This window comes from Mesorhizobium sp. NFR06, assembly GCF_900115245.1.
In the GTDB taxonomy this organism is placed as follows: domain Bacteria; phylum Pseudomonadota; class Alphaproteobacteria; order Rhizobiales; family Rhizobiaceae; genus Mesorhizobium.
Genome location: NZ_FOVT01000010.1, coordinates 62,053 through 84,421, shown reverse-complemented (window position 1 = coordinate 84,421; position 22,369 = coordinate 62,053). Strand labels below are relative to the sequence as shown.

General features: G+C 64.8%; 21 protein-coding genes. 8 read left to right on the top strand and 13 right to left on the bottom strand.

The window, feature by feature from the left end; genetic code table 11:
* Window positions 1-2 precede the first annotated feature (2 nt).
* From F3H96_RS18480 to lpdA, 3 genes are all read left to right on the top strand, one after another.
* Window positions 3-1,016 carry an alpha-ketoacid dehydrogenase subunit beta gene (locus F3H96_RS18480; protein WP_149803164.1) on the top strand — a complete coding sequence of 338 codons (1,014 nt, stop codon included), beginning with the start codon at window positions 3-5 and terminating at the stop codon, window positions 1,014-1,016.
* A gap of 11 nt (window positions 1,017-1,027) precedes the next feature.
* Window positions 1,028-2,389, top strand: coding sequence for a dihydrolipoamide acetyltransferase family protein (locus F3H96_RS18475; RefSeq protein ID WP_149803163.1), 1,362 nt, complete (start codon window positions 1,028-1,030; stop codon window positions 2,387-2,389).
* Between the two features lie 237 nt (window positions 2,390-2,626).
* Window positions 2,627-4,024 (top strand): dihydrolipoyl dehydrogenase, encoded by a 1,398-nt coding sequence (gene lpdA, locus F3H96_RS18470; RefSeq protein ID WP_149803162.1) that lies wholly within the window; start codon window positions 2,627-2,629, stop codon window positions 4,022-4,024.
* A gap of 100 nt (window positions 4,025-4,124) precedes the next feature.
* Here lpdA and F3H96_RS18465 read toward each other — a convergent pair whose 3' ends face one another.
* Window positions 4,125-5,228 (bottom strand): saccharopine dehydrogenase family protein, encoded by a 1,104-nt coding sequence (locus tag F3H96_RS18465; protein WP_149803161.1) that lies wholly within the window; start codon window positions 5,226-5,228, stop codon window positions 4,125-4,127.
* A gap of 122 nt (window positions 5,229-5,350) precedes the next feature.
* Here F3H96_RS18465 and F3H96_RS18460 point away from each other — a divergent pair, with 122 nt between their 5' ends.
* Window positions 5,351-5,779, top strand: coding sequence for an Lrp/AsnC family transcriptional regulator (locus F3H96_RS18460; RefSeq protein WP_149803160.1), 429 nt, complete (start codon window positions 5,351-5,353; stop codon window positions 5,777-5,779).
* Between the two features lie 383 nt (window positions 5,780-6,162).
* Here F3H96_RS18460 and F3H96_RS18450 read toward each other — a convergent pair whose 3' ends face one another.
* The 5 genes from F3H96_RS18450 to F3H96_RS18430 form a co-directional block, all read right to left on the bottom strand.
* Complete coding sequence (locus F3H96_RS18450) at window positions 6,163-8,193, bottom strand: aldo/keto reductase (RefSeq protein ID WP_149803159.1); 2,031 nt, start codon at window positions 8,191-8,193, stop codon at window positions 6,163-6,165.
* Between the two features lie 54 nt (window positions 8,194-8,247).
* Window positions 8,248-9,333 (bottom strand): sn-glycerol-3-phosphate ABC transporter ATP-binding protein UgpC, encoded by a 1,086-nt coding sequence (gene ugpC, locus F3H96_RS18445; protein ID WP_149803158.1) that lies wholly within the window; start codon window positions 9,331-9,333, stop codon window positions 8,248-8,250.
* A 12-nt stretch (window positions 9,334-9,345) separates the two neighbouring features.
* A complete protein-coding gene (locus F3H96_RS18440; RefSeq protein ID WP_149803157.1) occupies window positions 9,346-10,182 on the bottom strand; it encodes a carbohydrate ABC transporter permease in 837 nt (278 codons plus the stop codon).
* Complete coding sequence (locus tag F3H96_RS18435) at window positions 10,179-11,039, bottom strand: sugar ABC transporter permease (protein WP_149803156.1); 861 nt, start codon at window positions 11,037-11,039, stop codon at window positions 10,179-10,181. The genes F3H96_RS18440 and F3H96_RS18435 overlap by 4 nt, the downstream gene beginning before the upstream one ends.
* A 137-nt stretch (window positions 11,040-11,176) precedes the next feature.
* A complete protein-coding gene (locus tag F3H96_RS18430; protein WP_149803155.1) occupies window positions 11,177-12,445 on the bottom strand; it encodes an ABC transporter substrate-binding protein in 1,269 nt (422 codons plus the stop codon).
* A gap of 106 nt (window positions 12,446-12,551) precedes the next feature.
* Here F3H96_RS18430 and F3H96_RS18425 point away from each other — a divergent pair, with 106 nt between their 5' ends.
* The gene (locus F3H96_RS18425) at window positions 12,552-13,421 is read left to right on the top strand and encodes a helix-turn-helix domain-containing protein (protein ID WP_149803154.1); all 870 of its coding nucleotides are present in this window, start codon (window positions 12,552-12,554) and stop codon (window positions 13,419-13,421) included.
* A 314-nt stretch (window positions 13,422-13,735) separates the two neighbouring features.
* On the opposite strand, the gene F3H96_RS18420 is transcribed toward F3H96_RS18425, so the two are convergent.
* From F3H96_RS18420 to F3H96_RS18400, 5 genes are all read right to left on the bottom strand, one after another.
* Window positions 13,736-15,115: a HAMP domain-containing sensor histidine kinase gene (locus tag F3H96_RS18420; protein ID WP_149803153.1), complete on the bottom strand. Its 1,380-nt coding sequence runs from the start codon at window positions 15,113-15,115 to the stop codon at window positions 13,736-13,738.
* 45 nt (window positions 15,116-15,160) lie between these two features.
* Complete coding sequence (locus F3H96_RS18415; protein ID WP_149803152.1) at window positions 15,161-15,838, bottom strand: winged helix-turn-helix domain-containing protein; 678 nt, start codon at window positions 15,836-15,838, stop codon at window positions 15,161-15,163.
* Between the two features lie 363 nt (window positions 15,839-16,201).
* Window positions 16,202-16,696 (bottom strand): SRPBCC domain-containing protein, encoded by a 495-nt coding sequence (locus F3H96_RS18410; protein ID WP_188131450.1) that lies wholly within the window; start codon window positions 16,694-16,696, stop codon window positions 16,202-16,204.
* Entirely contained in the window at window positions 16,674-17,039 is a 366-nt protein-coding gene (locus F3H96_RS18405; protein WP_149803151.1) for a metalloregulator ArsR/SmtB family transcription factor, read from the bottom strand. Before F3H96_RS18405 ends, F3H96_RS18410 begins: the two co-directional genes overlap by 23 nt.
* Before the next feature lie 127 nt (window positions 17,040-17,166).
* Complete coding sequence (locus tag F3H96_RS18400) at window positions 17,167-17,952, bottom strand: hypothetical protein (protein WP_149803150.1); 786 nt, start codon at window positions 17,950-17,952, stop codon at window positions 17,167-17,169.
* Between the two features lie 341 nt (window positions 17,953-18,293).
* On the opposite strand from F3H96_RS18400, the gene F3H96_RS18395 reads away from it, so the two are divergent.
* Window positions 18,294-18,926, top strand: coding sequence for an isoprenylcysteine carboxylmethyltransferase family protein (locus F3H96_RS18395; protein WP_149803149.1), 633 nt, complete (start codon window positions 18,294-18,296; stop codon window positions 18,924-18,926).
* Between the two features lie 194 nt (window positions 18,927-19,120).
* Here the strand turns inward: F3H96_RS18395 and F3H96_RS18390 are convergent, their stop codons facing one another.
* Together F3H96_RS18390 and F3H96_RS18385 are read right to left on the bottom strand one after the other, a co-directional pair.
* Window positions 19,121-19,336, bottom strand: coding sequence for a hypothetical protein (locus tag F3H96_RS18390; protein WP_149803148.1), 216 nt, complete (start codon window positions 19,334-19,336; stop codon window positions 19,121-19,123).
* Complete coding sequence (locus F3H96_RS18385) at window positions 19,333-20,088, bottom strand: COG4280 domain-containing protein (RefSeq protein ID WP_149803147.1); 756 nt, start codon at window positions 20,086-20,088, stop codon at window positions 19,333-19,335. Before F3H96_RS18385 ends, F3H96_RS18390 begins: the two co-directional genes overlap by 4 nt.
* Before the next feature lie 242 nt (window positions 20,089-20,330).
* Between F3H96_RS18385 and F3H96_RS18380 the strand changes: the two genes are divergently transcribed.
* Window positions 20,331-21,350, top strand: coding sequence for an LLM class flavin-dependent oxidoreductase (locus F3H96_RS18380; RefSeq protein WP_149803146.1), 1,020 nt, complete (start codon window positions 20,331-20,333; stop codon window positions 21,348-21,350).
* Between the two features lie 141 nt (window positions 21,351-21,491).
* Complete coding sequence (locus F3H96_RS18375) at window positions 21,492-22,367, top strand: SDR family oxidoreductase (RefSeq protein ID WP_149803145.1); 876 nt, start codon at window positions 21,492-21,494, stop codon at window positions 22,365-22,367.
* Window positions 22,368-22,369: the final 2 nt, after the last annotated feature.

Here is a 22,369-nt window from a genome sequence, read left to right as displayed (position 1 = left end):
CCATGCCGAGAAAAACCATGATCGAGGCGATCCGCGACGCCATGGACGTCTCCATGGCGCGCGACGAGCGCGTCATCGTCTATGGCGAGGATGTCGGTTTCTTCGGCGGCGTCTTTCGCTGCACCCAAGGCCTGCAGGCCAAATACGGCAAGAACCGCTGCTTCGATGCGCCGATCAGCGAATCCGGCATTGTCGGCTCGGCGATCGGCATGGCCGCCTATGGACTGAAGCCTTGTGTCGAGGTGCAGTTTGCCGACTATGTTTATCCGGCCTACGACCAGATCGTTTCGGAGGCGGCGCGGCTGCGCTACCGTTCTAACGGCGATTTCACCTGCCCGATCGTGGTGCGCATGCCGACCGGCGGCGGTATCTTCGGCGGCCAGACGCACAGCCAGAGCCCGGAAGCCTTGTTCACCCATGTCTCCGGCCTGAAGGTGATCGTGCCCTCCAATCCGCATGATGCCAAGGGGTTGCTGATCGCGGCGATCGAAGACCCGGACCCGGTGATCTTCCTCGAGCCGAAGCGGCTCTACAACGGCCCCTTCGACGGCCATCACGACCGGCCGGTGACGCCATGGTCCAAGCATCGACTCGGCGAGGTGGCCGACGGCCACTACACGATCCCGCTCGGCAAGGCGGCGATCCGCAGGCCGGGTGCGGCGGTCACCGTGCTCGCCTACGGCACCATGGTCTATGTCGCGCAGGCGGCGGCCGAGGAGACCGGCATCGATGCCGAGATCATCGATCTGAGGACGCTGCTGCCGCTCGACCTCGACGCGATCGTCGCCTCGGTGAAGAAGACCGGGCGCTGCGTCGTCGTGCATGAGGCGACGCTCACCTCCGGCTTCGGCGCCGAGCTGGTCGCGCTGGTGCAGGAGAACTGCTTCTATCACCTGGAAGCGCCGGTGGCGCGGGTCGCCGGCTGGGACACGCCCTATCCGCATGCGCAGGAGTGGGACTATTTCCCAGGCCCGGCGCGGGTCGGGCGCGCGCTCGTCGAGACCATGGAAGCCTGAGGAAATTGACGATGGGCGAATATGTGATCAAGCTTCCCGATGTCGGCGAAGGCGTCGCCGAGGCCGAGCTCGTCGAATGGCATGTCAAGATCGGCGACCTGGTGCGCGAGGACGCGGTGCTGGCCGCCGTCATGACCGACAAGGCGACGGTCGAGATCCCGTCGCCGGTCGACGGTGAAATCCTGTGGCTCGGCGCCGAGATCGGCGACACGGTGGCGATCGGCTCGCCGATCGTGCGGCTGAAGGTAGCCGGCGAAGGCAATGTCGTGAGCGGTGCGAAACCGCCGCAAGGCATGGCGGCACCTACTCCTAACCGCTCCGCACAAGGGGGAGGAGAAGGCGCCACGGCCGCCGAAGCGAAACCGGTGTCATCGTCGCCGGCAAAACCGTCTGCGTCCAAGAGTGAGCCTGCGCCGCAATCCCCCTTGTCGGGAGGGGCCAGGGGCGGGGGCACGGCGCCGATGTCCCGGGGTGTAGCGACGTCGGGCGCGCCGCGCACCGAAGGGGAAAAGCCGTTGGCTTCGCCCGCCGTGCGGCTGCGCGCCAGGGAAGCCGGCATCGATCTGCGCCAGGTTGGGGGCAGCGGCCCGGCCGGGCGCATCAGTCATGAGGACATCGACGCGTTCCTCGCGCGCGGCCCGCAGCTTGCCCGCGCGACCGGGCTTGCGCCGAAGGACGGCGTCGAGGACATCAAGGTCGTCGGTCTGCGGCGCAAGATCGCCGAAAAAATGTCGCTCGCCAAATCGCGCATTCCGCACATCACCTATGTCGAGGAGATCGACGTCACCGCGCTGGAAGAGCTGCGCGCCGCGCTCAACAAGGAGAAGCGGCAAGACCGCCCGAAGCTGACACTGCTGCCGTTCCTGATGCGGGCGATGGTCAAGGCGATCGCCGACCAGCCGAACCTCAACGCTTTGTTCGACGACGATGCCGGCATCATCCACCAGCATGAAGGCATCCATATCGGCATCGCCGCGCAGACGCCCACCGGGCTAGTGGTGCCGGTGGTCAAGCATGCCGAGGCGCGCGACCTGTGGGATAGCGCTGCCGAGGTCAACCGGCTGGCCGAGGCGGCCAAGTCCGGCACGGCGACACGCGACGAGCTCTCCGGCTCAACCATCACCATCACCTCGCTGGGCGCCATGGGCGGCGTGGCGACGACGCCGGTCATCAACCACCCGGAAGTGGCGATCGTCGGCGTCAACAAGATGATGGTGCGGCCGGTGTGGGACGGCACCCAGTTTATCCCGCGCAAGATGATGAACCTGTCGTCCAGCTTCGACCATCGCGTCATCGACGGCTGGGATGCCGCGGTCTTCGTGCAGCGGATCAAGGCGCTGCTGGAAACGCCGGCGCTGATTTTCGTGGATTGAGGTGATGGGGTTGGTCTCGAACGTCGCGGCGCCGGGATACGGGCTCCCCCTTCTCCCCTTGTGGGAGAAGGTGTCGCCGAAGGCGACGGATGAGGGGTGCTCCAGGGAAAGCCATCGTCTCACTCCGCTGGAACACCCCTCATCCGTCTCGGCGCTATCGCGCCGATCCTCCTTCTCCCACAAGGGGAGAAGGAGGAGGCGCGCCGCGACCTTCGCCATCAAGAAGAGCGTAAGCCCATGAAAGAAATCTCCTGCAAGCTGCTTGTCGTCGGCGCCGGGCCGGGGGGCTATGTCTGCGCCATCCGCGCCGGCCAGCTCGGCGTCGATACGGTCATCGTCGAGGCTGGCAAGCCGGGCGGCACCTGCCTCAATGTCGGCTGTATTCCCTCCAAGGCGCTGATCCATGCCGCGGAGGAGTTCGAGAAGGTCGCGCATATGGCCGGCGGCAAAAGCGCGCTCGGCATAGCCGTCGCCGCGCCGACGCTTGACCTGGCCAAAACGGTCAGCTGGAAAGACGGCATCGTTAGCCGGCTCAACAGCGGCGTCGCCGGACTGCTCAAGAAGGCCAAGGTGAAGACCGTACAGGGCTGGGCGACGTTCCGGGACGGCAAGACGGTCGAGGTCGAGACCGAGACCGGCACGCAGGTCATCCGCGCCGAGACGATCGTCATCGCCACCGGCTCGGCGCCGGTCGAACTGCCGCTCCTGCCCTTCGGCGGTCCCGTCATCTCGTCCACCGAGGCGCTGGCGCTCGGCGACGTGCCGAAGAAGCTCGCCGTCGTCGGCGGCGGCTATATCGGGCTCGAGCTCGGCATGGCTTTCGCCAAGATGGGCTCTCATTTCACCGTGGTCGAGGCCTTGCCGCGTGTGCTCGCGCAATACGATGCCGAGCTGACAAGGCCGGTGCTGAAGCGACTCGGCGAGCTCGGCGTCGAGGTGATGGCCGGCGCCACGGCCAAGGGCCTGTCGACCAAGGGCGATGCGCTGCTGGTCGAGACGGCGGACGGCAAGAACGCCAAGGTTGCCGCCGACAAGATCCTGGTCACGGTCGGGCGCAAGCCGCTCACCGAAGGCTGGGGTCTGGAGCAGATCGACCTCGACATGGCCGGCAAATTCATTCGCATCGACGACCAGTGCCGGACGTCGATGCGCGGCATCCATGCGATTGGCGACGTCACCGGCGAGCCGATGCTGGCGCATCGCGCCATGGTGCAGGGCGAGATGGTGGCCGAGATCGTCGCCGGCCACAAAAGAAGCTGGGACAAGCGCGCTATTCCCGCGATCTGCTTCACCGATCCGGAGCTGGTCACCGCCGGCCTGTCACCGGAAGAGGCGAAGGCGCTCGCCGGCGAGATCAAGATCGGCCAGTTTCCCTTCGCCGCCAACGGCCGGGCGATGACGAAGCAAGGCGAGGATGGTTTTGTGCGGGTCGTGGCGCGGGCCGACAACCATCTGGTGCTCGGCATCCAGGCGGTCGGCCAGGGCGTGTCGGAACTGTCGGCCGCCTTCGGGCTGGCACTCGAAATGGGCGCGCGGCTGGAGGACATCGCCGGCACCATCCACGCGCATCCGACGCAGGGCGAAGGCTTCCAGGAAGCGGCGCTGAAGGCGTTGGGTCACGCGCTGCATGTTTAGCGGCACGTAATCTCCCCCCTCGAGGGGGAGAGGAAGGGTGCGAACTTATTTCTCCGGGCGTCTCCCCTTCCCGCAAGGGGAGAAGGGGGAGCTGTGCAGCTCAGCTCGCCAGCCGGCTCACCATCTCATGCTGGGCATAGGCGCGGCCGAAGCGGTTGGCGAGGAAGGCGTCGAGGGCAATGTCTTCCTGGCGGATAAAACCCCTCGACGGCAGCGAGCCGTCGGCCAGCATGTCGAGCACGGCGCAGATGCCGGAGGCGGTGGTGATCTGGATGGCGCTGCGCACAATCGTGCCGACGCGCTGCGCATAGATCTTGTTGGCGTAGGTTTCCTGCAGCAGCCTGCCGTTCTTGCGGCCCGACACGGTGACGAAGACGATGACCACGTCCTGCAGTGTCGCCGGCAGCGCGCTTTCGAAGATGTCCTTCAGTACGTCGCGGCGGTGGCGCAGCCCGAGGTCGTTGAGCAGCGCCTTCATGATCGCCGCGTGGCCGGGATAGCGGATGGTGCGGTAGTTCAGCGTGCGCACCTTGCCCTTCAGCGTTTCGGCGAGCGTGCCCAGCCCGCCGGAGGTGTTGAAGGCCTCGTAGGTGACGCCGTCGAGCGAGAATTCCTCGCGCTCCTCCAGCGGCGGCACCTCGATCAGCTCGCCCTCGACGATCGCCTCGCAGGGCTCGCAATATTCGTTGATGACGCCGTCGGTGCTCCAGGTGAGGTTGTAGTTCAGCGCGTTCGACGGATATTGCGGCAGCGCGCCGACGCGCATGCGCACGCTTTCCAGCGTATCGAAGCGGCTGGCGAGATCATTGGCGACGATCGAGATGAAGCCGGGCGCCAGGCCGCATTGCGGGATGAAGGCGCTCTTGGCCTCACGCGCCAGCTCCTTGACGCGGCGGGTCGAGACGACGTCCTCGGTCAGGTCGAGATAATGCACGCCGGTCGCGGCGGCCGCCTCGGCGATGCGGGTGGTGAGGTGGAAGGGTGCGGCGCTCAGCACCGCAAACTTGCCGGCAAGGACTCGCTCGAGTTCACCGGCGGCGGCGATGTCGAGCTCCTGCGTCTCGACGCCGGCCGGCAATTCGGCGGCGGCAAGCTGGGCGGCCGAGCGGTCGACGAGCGTGACTTGATAATCGCCCGTGGCGCTAAGCATTTCGGCGATGGTCGAGCCGATCTTGCCGACGCCGACGACAACGATGTTCTTCATGGTCAATACCCCTGCCAATTTCGCGTTGGCGGGAATCATCGCAGCTTGCCTGTCGAAAGGAAGCGTGGAATCTGGCAGACTGACGTCAATCTTCGAGCGATATGACGAAAGGATTCGTCGAAATGCTGACAAGCGCCGAACAGGCCCTGCTTACCCTGCTGCGCGCCAACGCCCGCGCCTCGACGGCCGAACTCGCCAGACAGCTCGGCGTATCGCGCACGACGGTGCAGAGCCGCATCGAGCGGCTGGAGCAGCGCGGCATCATCGCCGGCTACGGGGTCAGGCTGGCGTCCGACTACGAGCAGGGGCTGGTCAAGGCGCATGTGCTGCTCACCGTCACGCCGAAACTCGCCGACAAAGTGGTGCGCAGCCTGGAGGCGATGCCGCCGGTCCGCACCGTGCATTCGGTCAGCGGCAATTTCGACATGATCGTCATCGTCGACGCGCCGTCGATCAGGGACCTCGATTCGCTGCTCGACCAGATCGGCGCGATGGACGGGGTGGAGCGGACGTCCTCGTCGATCATTCTGTCGACACGGGTGGATCGGTGAGGGGCCAAATCTCCCCTTGCGGGTAGGGCAATCGCATATGGCGGCGCCAGCACCCTGGAGATGTCGCCAAGGTGACAGAGAGGGTTCGCGCGCGTGAAGCTGCGGCGTATCCTTCGTCATTCTAGGGTCTGCGCGCGTCGCTTCGCTCCTTGCTCCGCCCTAGAATGACGAAGGAAAGGTTGGCGGGACAGCGCCCCCTCCGCCCTACCGGGCATCTCCCCCACTTGGGGGGAGATTGGCTGTTTCGGCGCCCCGCCGTATCTTCCAACGTTGGTAGTTGGCGAAATCGCCGGCGACGTCTGATCTCCCCCCAAGTGGGGGAGATGGCCGGCAGGCCAGAGGGGGGCGCGAAGGAACGAGGCGTTCGCGTTTTTCCTCCTGATCTAAGCCCTTCTCCGCTCCGGCCCATTGTCCAGCCACGCCACATCCTCCGGCGTCAGCTTGATATCCAGCGCCTTCAGGCTGTCCTCCAATTCGTCCAACGTGCGCGGGCCGATCAGCGGCACGGAGGGGAAAGGCTGCGCCAGCACGTAAGCCAGCGCGACGTGGATCGGGCTCTTGCCGAGCTTTCGCGCCAGTTCGATCGCCCGCTCGCGGCGGCCGAAGTTCTTTTCCGAATACCAGACCCGCACCAGCTCCTCATTGTCGGTCCGGTCGCGGCCGGCGCGTTCGGTGAAGAAGCCGCGGCCCTGGCTCGACCAGGCGAAGTTCGGCATCTGCCTTGCCGTCAGCCAGGCCTTCCAGGCGTCGGTGGAGGAGGTGACGCAGCCGGCCCAGATCGGCTCCAGCATCTCGGCCAGCGAGAAATTGTTGGAAAGCGCGCCGGGCTTCTGCTTGCCGTTCCTTTCAGCGTAGGCAATCGCCGCGTCCATGCGCTCCATCGTCCAGTTGGAGCCGCCGAACAGGCCACGGATGCGCCCGGCCTTGGCCTCTGCGTCCATCGCGTCGACAAATTCGCCGACCGGCACGTCCGGATTGTCGCGGTGCATGAAATAAATGTCGACATGATCGGTCTGCAACCGGTCGAGCGACTGGGCGAGCTGCTTGCCGATCACATCGGGATAGCAGAGCGGCGAGTGCGCGCCCTTGGCGATGACAACCGACTGCTCGCGCACGCCGCGATTTGTCAGCCACTGGCCGAGCAGCGCCTCGGTATAGCCGCCGCCATAGACAAAGCCGGTGTCGAACAGATTGCCGCCGGCCTCGAAATAGGCGTCGAGCAGGATCGAGCCCGAGGAGAAGGTGCGGAAGTCCTCGAAGCCGAGCGCCAGAAGCGAGGCCTGCCGCGGCAGGCCGGGAATGGCGCGCTTGCCGATGGCCTTGCCATCGGTGCGCAGCGGCCGGCCGGAGATGGTGTTGACGCGCCTGGCCGGCTTCTCGATCTCGTATTCCAGCCCGACCGCCGCGCGCCATCTGTCGAGCACGCGCAGCGTGCCGAGGCTGTCGGCCCAGCCCATGCCCGGCCAGGCGAATTCCTGCCGGCCGGCCAGGATCGCCTCGCCGGCGGCGTCGACCTCGAAGGAATAAAGGTGTCGGGTCTCGTCGAGGCTGATCACTTCTCGAGCAGCCCCGGACCGGATCACCTCGATCCGGCCCGGTCCGACATCGCGGTTGCCACCGGCGAACCAGAAATCCGGCACCTCGATATGACCCTTGGTGCCGAAGGTGCCCAGCATATTGTCCTGGTTGAGCGAAATGCTGCAGGAGACTTCGGCGACGATGCCGCCGGGAAAGTGGAGCAAAGCCGAGGCCCATTCGTCGACGCCGGACTGGCCGAGATGGGCCGTTCCGACCACCTTGTCGGGCTCGAGGAAAGGCTGCCCCGCGGCAGCGCCGGCGATCAGCCGCGCCATCGACACCGGATAGCCGCCGACATCGAGGATGCCGCCGCCAGCAAGCTCGTTGGCATAGAGCCGGTGCTCGGGCATGAAGCCCGGCATGGCGAAGCCGAAGCTGGACTTGATCATGCGGACCTCGCCGACGGCGCCGGACCGGATCAGCTCGACCAGCTTCAGGGTCTGTGGATGCAGCCGGTACATGAAGGCTTCGCCCAAGAAGGTACCGGCCTTGCGCGCCGCATGCATCATGGCGTCGGCCTCGAAGGCGGTCAGCGCCAGCGGCTTTTCGCATAAGACATGCTTGCCGGCTTCCGCCGCCTTGATCGCCCATTCGGCATGGCCGGGATGCGGGATCGAGATGTAGACGGCGTCGACCTCCTTGTCGGCAAGCAGCGCGTCATAGCCGTCGAGGATGCGGGCGCCCGGAAAAGCTTCGGCGAGGCCCGGCTTGCTAGGATTGCGAGCGCCGAGCGCGACCAGTTCGCCGGTGCGCGACTGCGCCACGCCGCCGGCAAAGGATTTGGCGATGCTGCCGGGTCCGAGAATGCCCCAGCGGATTTTTCCCTTAGATGTCATGTCGAATTCTCCATGGGTCGCCGCCACGCCTTCGCGATCGGGCGGGATGCAAGGTCAGCGGATCCTTGCGCCTGTCTTGTCGAAGAGCAGCGCGCGTTCCGCCTTGATCGATACCGCGAAGTGATCGCCGCTGGCGCGCTGCCGCGAGGCCTCGCGTTCGACGATCAGTTCCTCGGGCCCGGCATTGGCATACACGTAGCTGACGGAGCCCAGATGCTCGGCGACGTCGGCCTTGACCGGAATGTCGCAATCGCCCTCGCCGGCCTCGAAGAAATGCTCCGGCCGGACGCCGAGCACGACCTCAGCGCCAACGGCCGGCGACGCCTCGCAGAGCGGCTTGCGCAGCCGCGCGCCGCCGTGGTTGACGAGCTCGACGATCGCGGCGCTGTTGGATATCTCGACGACCTTCGCGCTGAGAAAATTCATCTTCGGCGAGCCGATGAAGCCGGCTACGAAACGGTTGGCCGGATCGTCATAGAGGTCGAGCGGCGCGCCGATCTGCTCGACATTGCCAGCTTTCAGTACGACGATCCTGTCGGCCAGCGTCATCGCCTCGGTCTGGTCGTGCGTCACATAGATCATGGTGACGCCGAGTTCCTTGTGCAGGCGCGAGATCTCGACCCGCATCTGGACGCGCAGCTCGGCGTCGAGATTCGAGAGCGGCTCATCGAAGAGAAAGACCTGCGGCTCGCGCACGATGGCGCGGCCGATGGCGACGCGCTGGCGCTGGCCGCCGGACAGTTGCCTCGGCCGTCGCTGCATCAATTCGTCGATGCGCAGGATCTCGGCGGCGCGCTTGACCCGCCGTTCGGTGTCGGCTTTCGGGTTGCCGTTCATGCGCAGCCCGAAGGAGAGGTTCTGCTCCACGGTCATGTGCGGATAGAGCGCGTAGGACTGGAACACCATGGCGATGCCGCGGTCGGCCGGCTCGACATCGTTCACCAGCTTGCCGCCGATGGCGATCTTGCCGCCGCTGATGTCCTCCAGGCCGGCGACCATGCGCAGAAGCGTGGACTTGCCGCAGCCGGACGGGCCGACGAAGACGACGAACTCGCCGTCGGCGATGTCGATATTGGCGCCGTGGACGACCTCGAAGCCGCCGAAGCGTTTTACGACATTGGTGAGGGTGACGGCCGCCATCTGCCTCCTAACCTATTTGACCGCGCCGGCGGCGATGCCGGCGATGAAGTGGCGCTGCAAGAGCACGAAGACGATGAGCATCGGCACCGTCAGCATCACCGCGCCGGCCATGATGCCGCCCCATGACACCTTGGTCAGGCCGATCAGCGTGCCGAGCGCCACCGGCGCGGTCATCGCGCCGGGCTGGCTGTTGATCAGCAGCGGCCAGAGATAATTGTTCCACGAGGCGAGGAAGAGGATGATGGCCAAAGCCGCCAGCATCGGGCGCGCCAGCGGCAGCGCCACGAACAGGAAGATGCGCCATTCCTTGACGCCTTCGACGCGCGCCGCGTCGAACAGTTCGGCCGGCATCATCGAGAAAGCCTGGCGCATGAAGAGAACGCCCAGCGAATTGAACAGCGGCGGCACGATCAGCGCGATCCAGGTGTTGGCAAGCGCGAAGTCGCGCGCCACCATGATGAATTGCGGGATCAGCACCACCGCATAGGGCAGCGTGATGGTGCCGAAGATGATCGCCACCACCGCGCCCTTGCCGTGGAACTCGTAGCGCGCCAGCGCCCAGCCGGCCATCGAGGTGAGCAGCACCGACAGGAAGGTGTAGGTCACCGCCACCGAGACCGAGATGCCGATGGCGCCGACGAAATTGGTGTCGCGCTGCAGATTGTTGACATTGTCGATGAAATTGCCGTGCGGCAGAAGCTCGATGTCCGGGCTGAAGATGCCGTTGTCGGGCATGGTCGAGAACACCACCATCATCCACAGCGGGAACAGCCAGATCAGCGCCAGCGGCGTCAGGACAAGATGCAGCAGAAGGCTGCGACCGAGCCGGGCTTGCGAGCGCGAACTCATTTCGGCTCCCTCGTCAGCCAGAGCTGCACCAGGGTGATGGCGATGGCGAGGCCGGCCATGGTGTAGGCGACGGCCGAAGCGTAGCCGAAGTTGAGCGAGCGAAAACCCTGGCGGTAAAGCAGCAGCCCGAGCGTCTCGGTGCCGCCGCCGGGCCCGCCGCGTTCGGTGATCAGGAACGGTTCGGTGAACAACTGCATGGTGCCGATGATCGACAGCACGGCGCAGAACACGATGACGGGTTTGAGCAGCGGCAAGGTGATGTGGAAGAACTGCTTCACCCTGCTGACGCGGTCGAGCGTCGCCGCCTCGTAGACGTCGTCGGGAATCGACTGCAGGCCGGCCAGGATGATGATGGCGTTGTAGCCGGCCCAGCGCCAGGTCACCGCGATCATGATCAGCGCCATGGCCGGCGTGACGTTGGAGAACCAGTCGACCTTGGGCAGGCCGACACTGTTCAGGAGCTTGTTGATGATGCCGAAATCGAGGCTGAACATCAGGCGGAAGACCGCCGAATAGGCCACCTCGCCGACCACGACCGGGGCGAAGAAGGCGAAACGGTATAGGCCGCGCGCCTTCAGCAGCGGCGAATTCAACAGCACCGCCATCACGATCGCCAGCGAGATCATCACCGGCACCTGGATGACCAGGATCAGCAGCGTGTTCTTCAGCGCATTGTAGAAGGCGGGGTCGCCGATCAGGCGGCCCCAGTTGAAGGTCGGCGCGAAGCGCCACGGCACGGTGCGCGTCGCCTGGAAGGAGATCAGGAACGAGGAGATGATCGGCCAGACCCAGAAGATAGCGAAGATCAGGAGGTAAGGCGTGAGGAAGCGGTACGCCGTGGCGTTCTGGGTGCGCATCGTCCTCCTCCTTTCCCGGTGGCGCCTTCTTGGCGGGCGCGGTGTTGTTCATGCTTCGAATGCTGGAGCAGCGCCAATTGTCGATCTCGGCGCTGCCCTGTCTTTCCTTCTCCCACAAGGGGAGAAGGAAACTGCCGTCACTTCACCGGCAGGCCGGTCGCCGCGGCGATCTGCTTGGCGGCGTCGTCGAGCGCCGCCCTGGCGTCGGGATAGCCGTTGGCCAGATATTTGGTCTGCACGGCGCGCAGGATGATCTCGGCGTCGCTCTGGAACTGGGTGCCGCGGCTCGGCACCACCTTGGGCAGCGTGGCCAGGATATCCTTCCAGACCGCCTGGTCGCCCCAATAGGGCTGGCCCTGCGCGACGTAAGGATCGTCGAGCGCCGAGATCAGCGACGGCACCAGGCCGAAATCCTTCAGCATGGTGATCTGGCCCTCATTGGTCTCCAGCGTGTATTTCAGGTAGGCGTAGGCGGCCTCCTTGTTCTTCGAGGCCGAGGTGATGGCCAAGGACGACCCGCCGAGATTGGCGGCGCGCGGGCCGTCGGCGGTCAGGCTCGGCATCAGGTAGACGCCCCATTTGCCGCTCTCCTTCGGCGATTCGGTGCGGATCGTGCCCTCATACCAGCCGCCATAGACCTGGCTGGCGACGGTGCCGGCGGTGTTGTTGGTGATCTTGGTCGACCAGTCGGCCGAGGACACGATGCCGGCGTCCTTCATCTCCTTGACCTTGGTCATGGCGTCGACGCATTTCGGCTCAGCCACGGTGATCGACTGGCCGTCCTCGGCGAAATAGCCGCAGCCCTGCTCGTTGGAGATCATGCGGAAGAATTCGGTGTCGCCGTTGAAATCGGCATTGGTCATGGTAACGCCCGGATTGGCGGCCTGGATCTTCTTGCCGGCGGCGATGAAATCGTCCCAGGTCTTGATCGAGGCCGGATCGACGCCGGCCTTCTCATAGAAGTCGCGGCGATAGAAGACGGCGACCGGGCCTGAATCCCAGGGCATGGCATAGGCCTTGTCGCCGACCTCGAGCTCGGTGCGCTTGAAATCGGGGAATTTCTTCTGGTCTTCCGCCGTGTAGCCCAGCGTGTGAAGGTCGACGAAGCAGTCCGGGAACTGGCTCCAGTAGTTCTCGGCCTCGCCGTTCTCGATCGAGACGATGTCGGGCAGGCCGACGCCGCCGGCGGCGCAGCCGGCGATCGATTTGTCGTAGGTCGGCTGGTTGCCGAGATCCTGAACCGTGACCTTGATGTCGGGGTATTTCTTGTTGAAACCCTCGACCGTCGACTTCAGCGACGAAGCCGCGATGTTCCAACTCCAGATGGTGATCTCGCCGGACTGCGCCAGGGCCGGGCCGGAGCCCAGGCCAAGCATAAGCGCGGCGCAGGTCAGTGTCGTGCGCATTGAAATCCTCCCATTTCATTTGCTCTCTCAGTGTGAGCGTGGCTAGACTATGCGGCGCGGAAGGCTTGTCCCCGTCGGAGGGAAGAAGAAGTTGGCGGAAAGTAAGATGCCGGAGCGTCCGTTTTACCAGCCTGGCGCGAGCAGCGTGGAAGGCATGCCGCTAAAGCTGCAGATGTTCCACACACAGCCGCTGGTTATGCTCAAGCCGCATTGGCACGCCCAGGTGGAAGTGAATTTCATCGTTCGCGGCAGCGTGCACTACTTGATGAACGATCATGAGATTTCGCTGTCGGCCGGCGAGATGTGCCTGTTCTGGGGCGGCCTGCCGCACCAGATGGACGACCTCACCGACGACGCCGTCTACGCCGGAGCGCATCTGCCGCTGGTGCATTTCTTCCGCTTGCACCTGCCGGCCGACATCCGCCACCGGCTGATGACCGGCGCGACCCTGGTGACCAACGCGACCGACCAGTCAGACAACGATAATTTCAAACGCTGGAACGGCTATGCGCGCTCGGGCGATTCGGCCAGGGCCGAGCACGCCGTCAACGAGCTGTTGCTCAGACTCGAGCGGGTGCGCTTCGAGCCCTATCGCCTGGTGCCGGAAAGCGCGGCCGGGCAAGGGACCGGCAATGCCTTCGACCAGCAATCCTCGCGCAATGTCGGGCGCATGTGCGATTTCATCGCCGAGAATTTCCTCTACGACATCGACAGCGTGACCATCGCCTCGGCCGCCGACATCCACCCCAAATACGCGATGAGCCTGTTCAAGAAGTCGACCGGCATGACGCTCAACGAATATGTCAGTCTGCTGCGCTTGAGCTACGCGCAAGCACTCTTGATGCATGAGGACGCCAATGTGCTGAGGGTGGCGATGGAGTCGGGCTTCGGCTCGCTCAGCGCCTTCAACAAATCGTTCCGCAAGCTCGCCGGCATGTCGCCTTCCGATTTCCGACGGGCGGGTGTCGCGCGGTAAGATGGCCAACAGTCGTCGCCGGCAGGAGTCTCCCTGCCGACGCGCCTTGCATTGGCAGGTGGCATGCCTTGGAGATTGGCCGAAAACGCCCACCCGTCGTCATTCTAGGGCGGAGCGGAAAGCGAAGCGTACCGCGTAGACCCTAGAATCCATGCCGTGACCTCTGCCGGGGAGCGCAACGGTGCAGAATATTCTGTAACCGCTGCAACGCCTTAACGTCACGGCATGGATTCCAGGGTCTGCGCGCGTCGCTCCGCTCCTTGCTCCGCCCTAGAATGACGACGTTGGGCGGCTGCGACCTTTCGTGTACTGCCTCAGGCTTCTGGGACTCGCACGGCCGGAAAGCCGACGGTAACGCCCAGGCCCGGATTGCGATCCTCCAGCGCGATGGTGGCGCCGTGCAGGTCGACAACCGCCTTGACGAGACTCAGGCCGAGGCCGCTGCCGGGCGTCGTCCGGCTTGTGTCGAGCCGATAGAGCCGCTGGAAGACCTTTTCGCGCTCCGCCGCCGGAATGCCGGGGCCGTTGTCGCGGACATGCATCAGAATTCTTTCGCCCTCCCTGGTCACCGAAAGCTCGATCGCCGTGCCCGGCGGGCAATGCCGGAGCGCGTTCTCGACCAGATTGGCGAGCATTTGCATCAGCAGGTCCCGGTCGCCGTGAACATACCATTTCGTATCCGGAACAATCTTCGTGGAAAGGGACTTGCCGTCATCCTCGGCGACATCGGCGTAGACTTCCCCGATGGTCTCGACCACCGGGCCGACATCGAGATCGACGAAGCGCGCCTTGCGGGCGCCGGCTTCGATCTGCGCTATGCGAAGAAGGGCGTCGAAGGTGCTGTTGATCTGCTGGCTTTCAGTGCGGGCGTCGGTCAGTTCGGCGGAGACATCTTCGCCCGACGCCGTCTTGTCGGCGGCGGATTCCAGGATCATCTGCAGCCGGTTGAGCGGCGTCTTGAGATCATGGGCGATGTTGGCGCTCACTTCCCGCATGCCGTCGACCAGGGCCGACAGGCGGTCGAGGGCGGCATTCACCTGGGCCGAGACGGCGTCGATGTCGTCGCCATTGCCGATCAGCGGAATGCGCGTATCGAGGCGCCCATGCGAGACGTCGACCATGGTGTCGGCGATGCCGTCCAGGCGGCGCTGCACCCGCGAGGCAAGCAGCGCGCCGCCGACGATCGCCAGGCCGGTGATGAAGAGCGTCGCCCAGCCGAAGCTCATCAACACGATCCTTTCGAGATCCTCCGTTTCCGACAGCGAGAAGGCGACCGTCAGGTTGTTGGCGCCGACCATGCCCGAATAGGCGCGATATTCGGTATCGGGCGGCACACCCGGCAAGTTGGCGGCGAACATGGAAAAGCCGTTCGGCAGGCTGGAGGCGGCGAAATCCCCGGCGAGGCGGTTGCCGTCCCGATCGGTGAGGGAAAAGATCTCGTCCTTATCCTGACTGAACTGGGCGTGGTCCCTGACGGTGGCGACGAGATCCTCCTCGTCGCTCTCGGCATAGGTCGCGGCGATCAGGGAGTAGGTCTCCTTGATCGATTGATCGAGCTGCCTGGCGAGCGAGGCGCTCATCAACTGATAAACGATCGCGCCGGACAGGATGAAGGCCAGCAGGAACAGAAAGGCGAAGGTCAGCGCCAACCTGAACGGCGTGCTGCGCAGCAGGCGGGAGCGTGTCTCGCTCATCCGATCGCGAACGCTGTTGGTCGCCGCGCCATTGCGGATGCAGGATCAGGCCGGAACATGCAGGCTGTAGCCGGTGTTGCGCACGGTGTGGATCAGCGGCACCTCGAACGGCCTGTCGACCTTGGCCCTCAGCCGGCTGATATGCGTCTCGACGACGCTGGTCTTGGGGTCGAAATGAAAATCCCAGACGCGCTCCAGCAGCATGGTGCGAGTGATGACGCGGCCTTCGCCGCGCATCAGCACTTCGAGCAGGCTGAACTCGCGCGGCTGCAGGTCGATCAGCTGGCCCTGCCTAGTCACGCGGCGCTGGATCAGGTCCATCTCGAGGTCGCCGACGCGCAGGGTCGTCTTCTGCTCCTGGGCCGCCGGCCGGCGGCCGAGCGCATGGATGCGGGCAAGCAGTTCCGAAAAGGCGAACGGCTTGACCAGATAGTCGTCGCCGCCCGCTTCCAGCCCCTCGACACGGTCGTCGACGCCGCCGATCGAGGTCAGGAAAATCGCCGGCGTGCGGACGCCGGCGGCGCGCACGGCCTTGATCATCGACAGGCCGTCGAGGCCCGGAACCATGCGGTCGGCGACGATCACGTCGTAGGCTTCGCGGGTCGCGGCGAAGAGGCCGTCATGACCATCACGCAGCAAATCGCAGACATGGCCGGCCTCGGCCAGCCCCCTGACGATATAGTCGGCGGTTCTCGGATCGTCTTCAACAAGCAGAAGTCGCATCGCCCTGTGCTGTCCTTGCCGCCTCAGCCTCGACGGCTGCGGCTTTTGCCGCAATTCCTGCCGGAAAATCGCCGCGTGCTTTTCCAGGAATTGGCTCTAACCAACTGTTTTTACGCATTTCCAGACCGAATACCGCTACACATTTTTGCGAGAGGCGTTTTAGGCGACCCCAGATCCATCGCGAGCAGACGAGGCCGCGCGAAGAGCCAGGCGGCCGACCACGAGAGCGATGACCTGATGACCGTCACCTTAGAGCCGAATGATTTCAGGTCGAATCGACCTGAAATCCGAATCCGCCTCCAGTTCAAGGAGATGAAGCATGATGTGGTCCGAAAACCGCTCCACACTTTTCGGCATCATGCTCTAGCGCTCCAGGGTGAGGAGAAGCTCGTCCAGTTGCTCGAACGTCTCGCCCATCGCATCGGCCGCCCCTGTGCCGGCAGCGTCGAGAACCTCCTTCGAGGGATAGAGCTCGTGCATGACCAGCAGCGTCTTGCCGCCCTTTTCCTCGAAGGTCACCGTGGTGACGGGTCCACCGTCGCCGCCTTCGTCATTGGTCCAGACGAGGCGCGAGTGCGGTATCACTTCGATATATCTGCCGAAGAACTCGTCCGTGCTCGAGGCATCGTGGCCAAACACCAAACGATACCTTCCCCCGACGCGAACATCCATCTCGCAGGAACGCAGGACCATGCCCATCGACTTCGGCACCCACCACCGCTTGAACAGCTCGGGCGTGGTCCACGCCTCGAACAGGATGCGCGCCGGCGCGTTGAAGGTTCGGGTAACGACCAGCTCGCGATCGGACTTCCGAGCCACCGTTGTGCGGGCGGGTTCACTTTCCCTGCGTTGTTCCATCGACTTCCTCCTTGCGTTTCAATTCCTCGACGACCTTGTCCAACTCATCGAAGCGTGCGTCCCAAAGCCGGCGATAGCTCTCCATCCATGCCGTCTCCTCCTCCAGCCGGCGCAGGCCGAGCTTGCAGGTTCGCACCCGCCCGACCTTGCGCGTGGTGACGAGCCCCGCCTGCTCCAGGACGCCGACGTGCTTCTTCATACCCGTGAGGGTCATGTGGAACTTCTCGGCGAGGTCCGTGATCGAGGCGTCCGCCCGTCCGAGCTGCTCCAGAACGCCGCGCCGGGTGGCGTCCGAGAGCGCGGCGAACGAGGCATCGAGATGGGTTTTCGAATACTGAACCATATAGTTCAGTATCTAGCGCACGGATGAACGGTGCGCAAGGGGGCAGCGGCCGCGCCGGGTTGCCGGCCGCCTCCCAAACCGAGCGCATCTCGCGCCGCCTTCAAACTCAAGGAGATCTCAGCGGGCTCTAGTCGAGCAGGGCCTGTTCGTCCTCGTCGATCAGGCTTTTCAGCGTCATGTAAAGAACGATGGTAACGATGCAGCCGAGGAAACTCAGGCTGGTGAAAGTGGTGCCGAAGCCCATGCCGCCATGTTCGACCGGCTGCGCGAGCAGGTCGCCCAGGGAGGCGCCGAACGGCCGGGTGAGGATATAGGCGAGCCAAAAGGCGAGGATGCCGTTCAGGCCGAGGAAGAAATGGGCGAACGCGATCGCCGCGACCAGGCCGCCAAAGATGAGGCCGGTGGTGAGATAACACAGGTCGAAACGCTCGGCGACCAGATCGCCGGCGGCGGTGCCGAGCGAGAAGGTGAAGAGGATCGCCAGCCAGTAGAAGATTTCGCGCCTGGTGGTGAAGATGGTATGGATCGAGAGCGTTTTTTCGCGCGCGTACCAGACCATGAAAGTCAGTGCCAGCACGACCGAGAAGACGATCGTCGCGGTCTCCAGCCGTATGCCGAAAGCGTCCACGAGGTTGTCGGTGACCAAGGTGCCGACAATGCTGATCAGGACGACGGCCAGCCAGTAGGCCCAGGGCACGTAGCGTTTCCGGGCAAATTGCAGGACGAGCGCGACAATGAGGATGCCGCCCATGATCAACGCCGTGACCGTAAGGCCGAGGCCGAGATTGACGGCAAGATAGTCCGCCGCCGTCTCGCCCATGGTCACCGCCATGATCTTGATCAGCCAGAAATCGAGGGTGACTTCCGGGACCCTGTTCAATTCGCACTCGTGCTCGTAGATCGTTGCGGTCATGGCGGCATCCATCATTGGGCTGGGGCTTACCTTGCCGAGGCTCTTCATGGCCTGGGCGAAGAAATCGTCGGCGCGGTGATCGCGGCGGCGGCAATGGCGAAGGCAAGGGCAAATTTGTTCATGACTTGATCCTGACGTTGGGGGCCGGCCATCGGCGCCCTTTCAAGCCGCCGCAAATTCGGCGCGGCGATCGTCAGGTTAGGCGGGTGAATTCACCGCAGCCTGTCCGTGTCCTTACAAATTCGTAAGATCGGGCAAAAACTTCGGCCGGGCCTCGTCATCGCGCGGCGAAAGGGCTAGACAGGCTCGGCGCCGTACCGGCGCCGGAGCGGTGACAGAGAATGGCTTACACCTCCCTCAAATCGGTGCCGCAGGCGTTCCGCCAGCGCAAGCGCCTGATCGTCGTGCAGGTGGCGGCCGCACTTGCCGTCATCCTGCTCCTGTTCAGCAAGCCGGCGTTGGCCGAAGGATCGAACGGGCACGAAGCCTTGGAGACGATCGGGTTTGCGATGGTGCTGGCCTGCTTCCTTGGTCGGCTGTGGAGCATCCTGTTCGTCGGCGGCCGGAAGAATGACGAGCTGATCGTGTCCGGCCCGTTCTCGATGACGCAGAATCCGCTCTATTTCTTCTCGACCGTCGGCACGGCCGGCATCGGGCTGATGTTCGGTTCGGTGCTGGCGGCCGCGATGCTCGGTCTGGCCAGCTTCCTCGTGTTCCGGTTCACGGCGCGCAAGGAGGCCGAGTACCTCGCCGGCAAGTTCGGCGCCGTGCACGCGGCCTATGCCGCACGCACGCCCCGCTTCTGGCCGAACCCGCTGCTTTACCGCGACGAGGACCAGTGGCTGGTTTCGACGGGCGCGCTAAGGAGAACGTTCCGCGACGGGCTCTATTTCCTGGCGCTGTTTCCAGTCATCGAGTCGGTCGAGTATTTGCGCCTCAGCGGCGACCTGCCGACGCTCTTCACGGTTTATTAGGTCTCCGGCGCAGAATGACCGACGGCTATGTTTGCCTGGCAGGCGGCATACGTTGGAGATTGGCCGAAACGCCCATCGCGATCGTCATCCTATGGTCTGCGCTCCGCTCGCGTCGCTCCGCCCGTGGATGACGAGGTGAGAGGCTTCCGGCAGTCTCCAGCGTTTGCGCTGATTTCCCAGAAAATGAACGCTGATCAGCGCGACCTGCCACGGGCGGCGCGGCGCGCGCTGTCCAGAAGAATTGCCAGGCAGCCGACCAGCAGCGCGAAGCCGCCAATGAGCGGCGGCAGCGCCATCAGCTTCACCGCGGCGGTGATCAGGGCGATCAGGATCAGCGCCAGCAGGGCAAGGTTGCCGTCGTCGACGAACATGCCGACGAGCTCCTTGAAGACGAGACGGATCACGGTCATCGGGCAAGTCCTTCGGCGGGTGCGGGATAAGCGCCGCGCAGCCAGCGCACGATGGCGAAGGACGCCGCGGCAATGATGGCGAAGATGGCGAGAAGCGCGAGATCGGCGCCCGGCCACGCGGCGCCGAGGCCTTCGCCGGTCCAGAACACGCCGAAGCTGGTCAGCATCAGCCCGACGACGAATTTCAGCGCGTTCTCGGGCACGCGCGCCAAAGGACGATGCACGGCAAGGCCGATCAGCATCACCAGCACGAAGGCCGCCAGCGCGCCGAGGCCGGCATAAAGCGTCTGCCCGTGCGCGGCGCCGACGGCAATGACGATGAACACCACTTCGACGCCCTCGAGCAGCACCGCCTTGAACGACGCGACGGCCGCCAGAAAGTCGGCGCGGCGGTCGTTGGCCTGCCGCTGCAACGCAGCCGTCTCCTGGGAAAAGGTTCGCTCTTCGTCATGCAGCGCGATGACGCCGACGCTGCGCAGGATCGCCTTCCTCAGCCAGCGCATGCCGAACAGGATCAGGAGCACGCCGACCACGAATTGCAGCACGGTGAGGGGGACGAGCGCCAGCAGCGGGCCGAACGCCAGCACCAGCGCCGCGAGCAAGGCGAGCGCCAGCCCGGCGCCGGTCAGCGCCGGGCGCCAGCTGCGCGTCACGCCGACGGCGAGCACGATGGTGAAGGCTTCGACGACTTCGACGAAGGACGCCAGGAAAGAGGCCGTCACGGTGGACAGTATAGGTGTCAGGCCATGCATGGAGGCAACCTGTGCTCGGGAATCATCGGTTGGCAAGGACGATACAGCGCTCCGGCGGCAGCGGGAATGCCGCGGGCGAGCCGATCGCGCTCTGGCGCGAGGACGGCACCGGCCGTTTCGAGGAACTGATTGACGGTCTGTATCCATTCGGTGTCCGTTGTATCGCGGCACTGCCCTGGCTATCTGCTGGAGCAACAATGAATTTGAGCAGTCAACGGGCCGCTCCAGCAGGAATGAAGCATATGAAGAAGATCGGATTTCTGTCCTTCGGGCATTGGTCGCCCTCGCCGCAGTCGGGCACACGTTCGGGCGCCGATGCGCTCTTGCAGTCGATCGACCTCGCGGTCGCGGCCGAGGAACTCGGCGCAGACGGCGCCTATTACCGCGTCCACCATTTTGCCCGGCAGCTCGCCTCGCCCTTTCCGCTGCTTGCCGCGGCCGGCGCGAAGACCAAGCGCATCGAGCTCGGCACCGCCGTCATCGACATGCGCTACGAGAACCCGCTCTACATGGCGGAGGATGCGGGCGCGGCCGACTTGATCGCCGGCGGGCGTTTGCAGTTGGGAATCAGCCGCGGCTCGCCCGAGCAGGTCATCGACGGCTGGCGTCATTTCGGCTACGTGCCGGAAGAGGGCAAGAGCGACGCCGACATGGCGCGCCGCCACGCCGAGATCTTCCTCGACCTGTTGCGCGGCGAAGGCTTTGCGCAACCCAACCCGCGGCCGATGTTTCCCAATCCGCCCGGCCTGCTTCGGCTCGAGCCGTTCTCGGCCGGCTTGCGCGAACGCATCTGGTGGGGCGCGGCCACCAACGCCACGGCCGTATGGGCGGCCAAGCTCGGCATGAACCTGCAGAGCTCGACGCTGAAATTCGACGAGGGCGGCCAGCCGCTGCACATCCAGCAGGCCGAGCAAATAAGAGCCTACCGCGCCGCCTGGAAGGAAGCCGGCCACGCGAGAGAGCCGCGCGTCTCGGTCAGCCGCAGCATTTTTGCTCTCGTCAACGACATGGATCGCGCCTATTTCGGCGGCAGCGAGGGCCAGGATCATTTCGGCTATATCGAGCCGGAAAAGCGCGCCGTGTTCGGCCGCACCTACGCCGCCGAGCCGGACGAGCTGGTGGAGCAGCTCAAGCAGGACGAGGCGATCGCCGAGGCCGACACGCTGCTGCTCACCGTGCCTAATCAGTTGGGCGTCGACTACAACGCCCATGTCATCGAGTCGATCCTGAAGCACGTCGCGCCGGCGCTGGGCTGGCGGTGATCCGCTGATCCAGCCGCGGCCGGCTGGGGCCGCGGCTGGAAAATTTTCCGCAGTCGAGAATCCTTTTCATTCGCCATAGCGTCTTGGCAAGGCGAGGCGTTCTGCCTGCCGCATTCGGCCGGCCGCGAAAAGGAAAGACGAATGATATTGGTGACGGGCGCGACCGGCTTGAGCGGTCAGATGATTGTTCGTGAGCTGGCGCAGAACCATGTGCCGGCAAGGGCGCTGATAAGAAGCGCTCGCAAGGCGTCGGCCACCGGGCTCGACAAGTTGGCGGGCATCGACGCCATCGAAGGCGACATGCGGGGTGGAGACGACGTCAAGGCAGCGTTAGGGGGCGTCACGAGGGTGCTGCTGATCTCGTCGGGGACACCGGACATGCGCGAAACACAATGCGGCTTCATCGACCTGTGCCGGCAGGTCGGTGTCCAGCACGTCGTCAAATTCTCCGGGGCGGAGTCCGGGGTCGGCTTCGATCCAGCCATGTTCCGCTTCACGCGCATGCATGAAGAGATCGAAGACCATCTCGAAGCCGCCGGCCCGGCGTGGACGCATCTTCGGCCTTCGCAGTTCATGCAGGTCTATCTCAGGGAGACCTCGACGATGAGCCGGGATGGCGAGTTGCGGCTGCCCTTGGCCGACATCGAGCTCGCGCCAGTGGCCATCGAAGACATCGCAAAGGTCGCCTGCCGGCTGCTGCGGGATGGAGGCCACCAGGGCGAGAGCCTGGACATGACAGGGCCGGAAGCGCTGACGATGCACGAGGTGGCGGAACGGATATCGGCCGCCACGGGAAGGCCCGTCAGATATGTCCCGATCAGCTGGGACGAACGCCGCCGCGCGTTGCTCGCTAGCGGCGCCCCTGCGGATTTCGTCGATGCGCTCGGCGAGCAGCTGCAAGAGCGTCTCAGGCGGCCGAAGTCGCGTGTCCATCTCGCGACGCACGACGCCTTCGGGGTGCGGCCGACCAGTTTCGCGGAATTTGCCCGGACCTATGCGCGGGCATTTTCCGGATAGGT

Bases quoted from the DNA above. Each gene is read 5' to 3' on its own strand.
- F3H96_RS18480 (WP_149803164.1), top strand. From the start codon at position 3: ATGCCGAGAAAAACCATGATCGAGGCGATCCGCGACGCCATGGACGTC.
- F3H96_RS18465 (WP_149803161.1), bottom strand. From the start codon at position 5,228: ATGAAGAACATCGTTGTCGTCGGCGTCGGCAAGATCGGCTCGACCATC.
- F3H96_RS18410 (WP_188131450.1), bottom strand. From the start codon at position 16,696: ATGGAACAACGCAGGGAAAGTGAACCCGCCCGCACAACGGTGGCTCGG.
- F3H96_RS18420 (WP_149803153.1), bottom strand. From the start codon at position 15,115: ATGAGCGAGACACGCTCCCGCCTGCTGCGCAGCACGCCGTTCAGGTTG.
- F3H96_RS18400 (WP_149803150.1), bottom strand. From the start codon at position 17,952: ATGACCGCAACGATCTACGAGCACGAGTGCGAATTGAACAGGGTCCCG.
- F3H96_RS18475 (WP_149803163.1), top strand. From the start codon at position 1,028: ATGGGCGAATATGTGATCAAGCTTCCCGATGTCGGCGAAGGCGTCGCC.
- F3H96_RS18435 (WP_149803156.1), bottom strand. From the start codon at position 11,039: ATGCGCACCCAGAACGCCACGGCGTACCGCTTCCTCACGCCTTACCTC.
- F3H96_RS18380 (WP_149803146.1), top strand. From the start codon at position 20,331: ATGAAGAAGATCGGATTTCTGTCCTTCGGGCATTGGTCGCCCTCGCCG.
- F3H96_RS18450 (WP_149803159.1), bottom strand. From the start codon at position 8,193: ATGACATCTAAGGGAAAAATCCGCTGGGGCATTCTCGGACCCGGCAGC.
- F3H96_RS18390 (WP_149803148.1), bottom strand. From the start codon at position 19,336: ATGACCGTGATCCGTCTCGTCTTCAAGGAGCTCGTCGGCATGTTCGTC.
- ugpC (WP_149803158.1), bottom strand. From the start codon at position 9,333: ATGGCGGCCGTCACCCTCACCAATGTCGTAAAACGCTTCGGCGGCTTC.
- F3H96_RS18440 (WP_149803157.1), bottom strand. From the start codon at position 10,182: ATGAGTTCGCGCTCGCAAGCCCGGCTCGGTCGCAGCCTTCTGCTGCAT.
- F3H96_RS18425 (WP_149803154.1), top strand. From the start codon at position 12,552: ATGCCGGAGCGTCCGTTTTACCAGCCTGGCGCGAGCAGCGTGGAAGGC.
- lpdA (WP_149803162.1), top strand. From the start codon at position 2,627: ATGAAAGAAATCTCCTGCAAGCTGCTTGTCGTCGGCGCCGGGCCGGGG.
- F3H96_RS18430 (WP_149803155.1), bottom strand. From the start codon at position 12,445: ATGCGCACGACACTGACCTGCGCCGCGCTTATGCTTGGCCTGGGCTCC.
- F3H96_RS18375 (WP_149803145.1), top strand. From the start codon at position 21,492: ATGATATTGGTGACGGGCGCGACCGGCTTGAGCGGTCAGATGATTGTT.
- F3H96_RS18385 (WP_149803147.1), bottom strand. From the start codon at position 20,088: ATGCATGGCCTGACACCTATACTGTCCACCGTGACGGCCTCTTTCCTG.
- F3H96_RS18415 (WP_149803152.1), bottom strand. From the start codon at position 15,838: ATGCGACTTCTGCTTGTTGAAGACGATCCGAGAACCGCCGACTATATC.
- F3H96_RS18405 (WP_149803151.1), bottom strand. From the start codon at position 17,039: ATGGTTCAGTATTCGAAAACCCATCTCGATGCCTCGTTCGCCGCGCTC.
- F3H96_RS18395 (WP_149803149.1), top strand. From the start codon at position 18,294: ATGGCTTACACCTCCCTCAAATCGGTGCCGCAGGCGTTCCGCCAGCGC.
- F3H96_RS18460 (WP_149803160.1), top strand. From the start codon at position 5,351: ATGCTGACAAGCGCCGAACAGGCCCTGCTTACCCTGCTGCGCGCCAAC.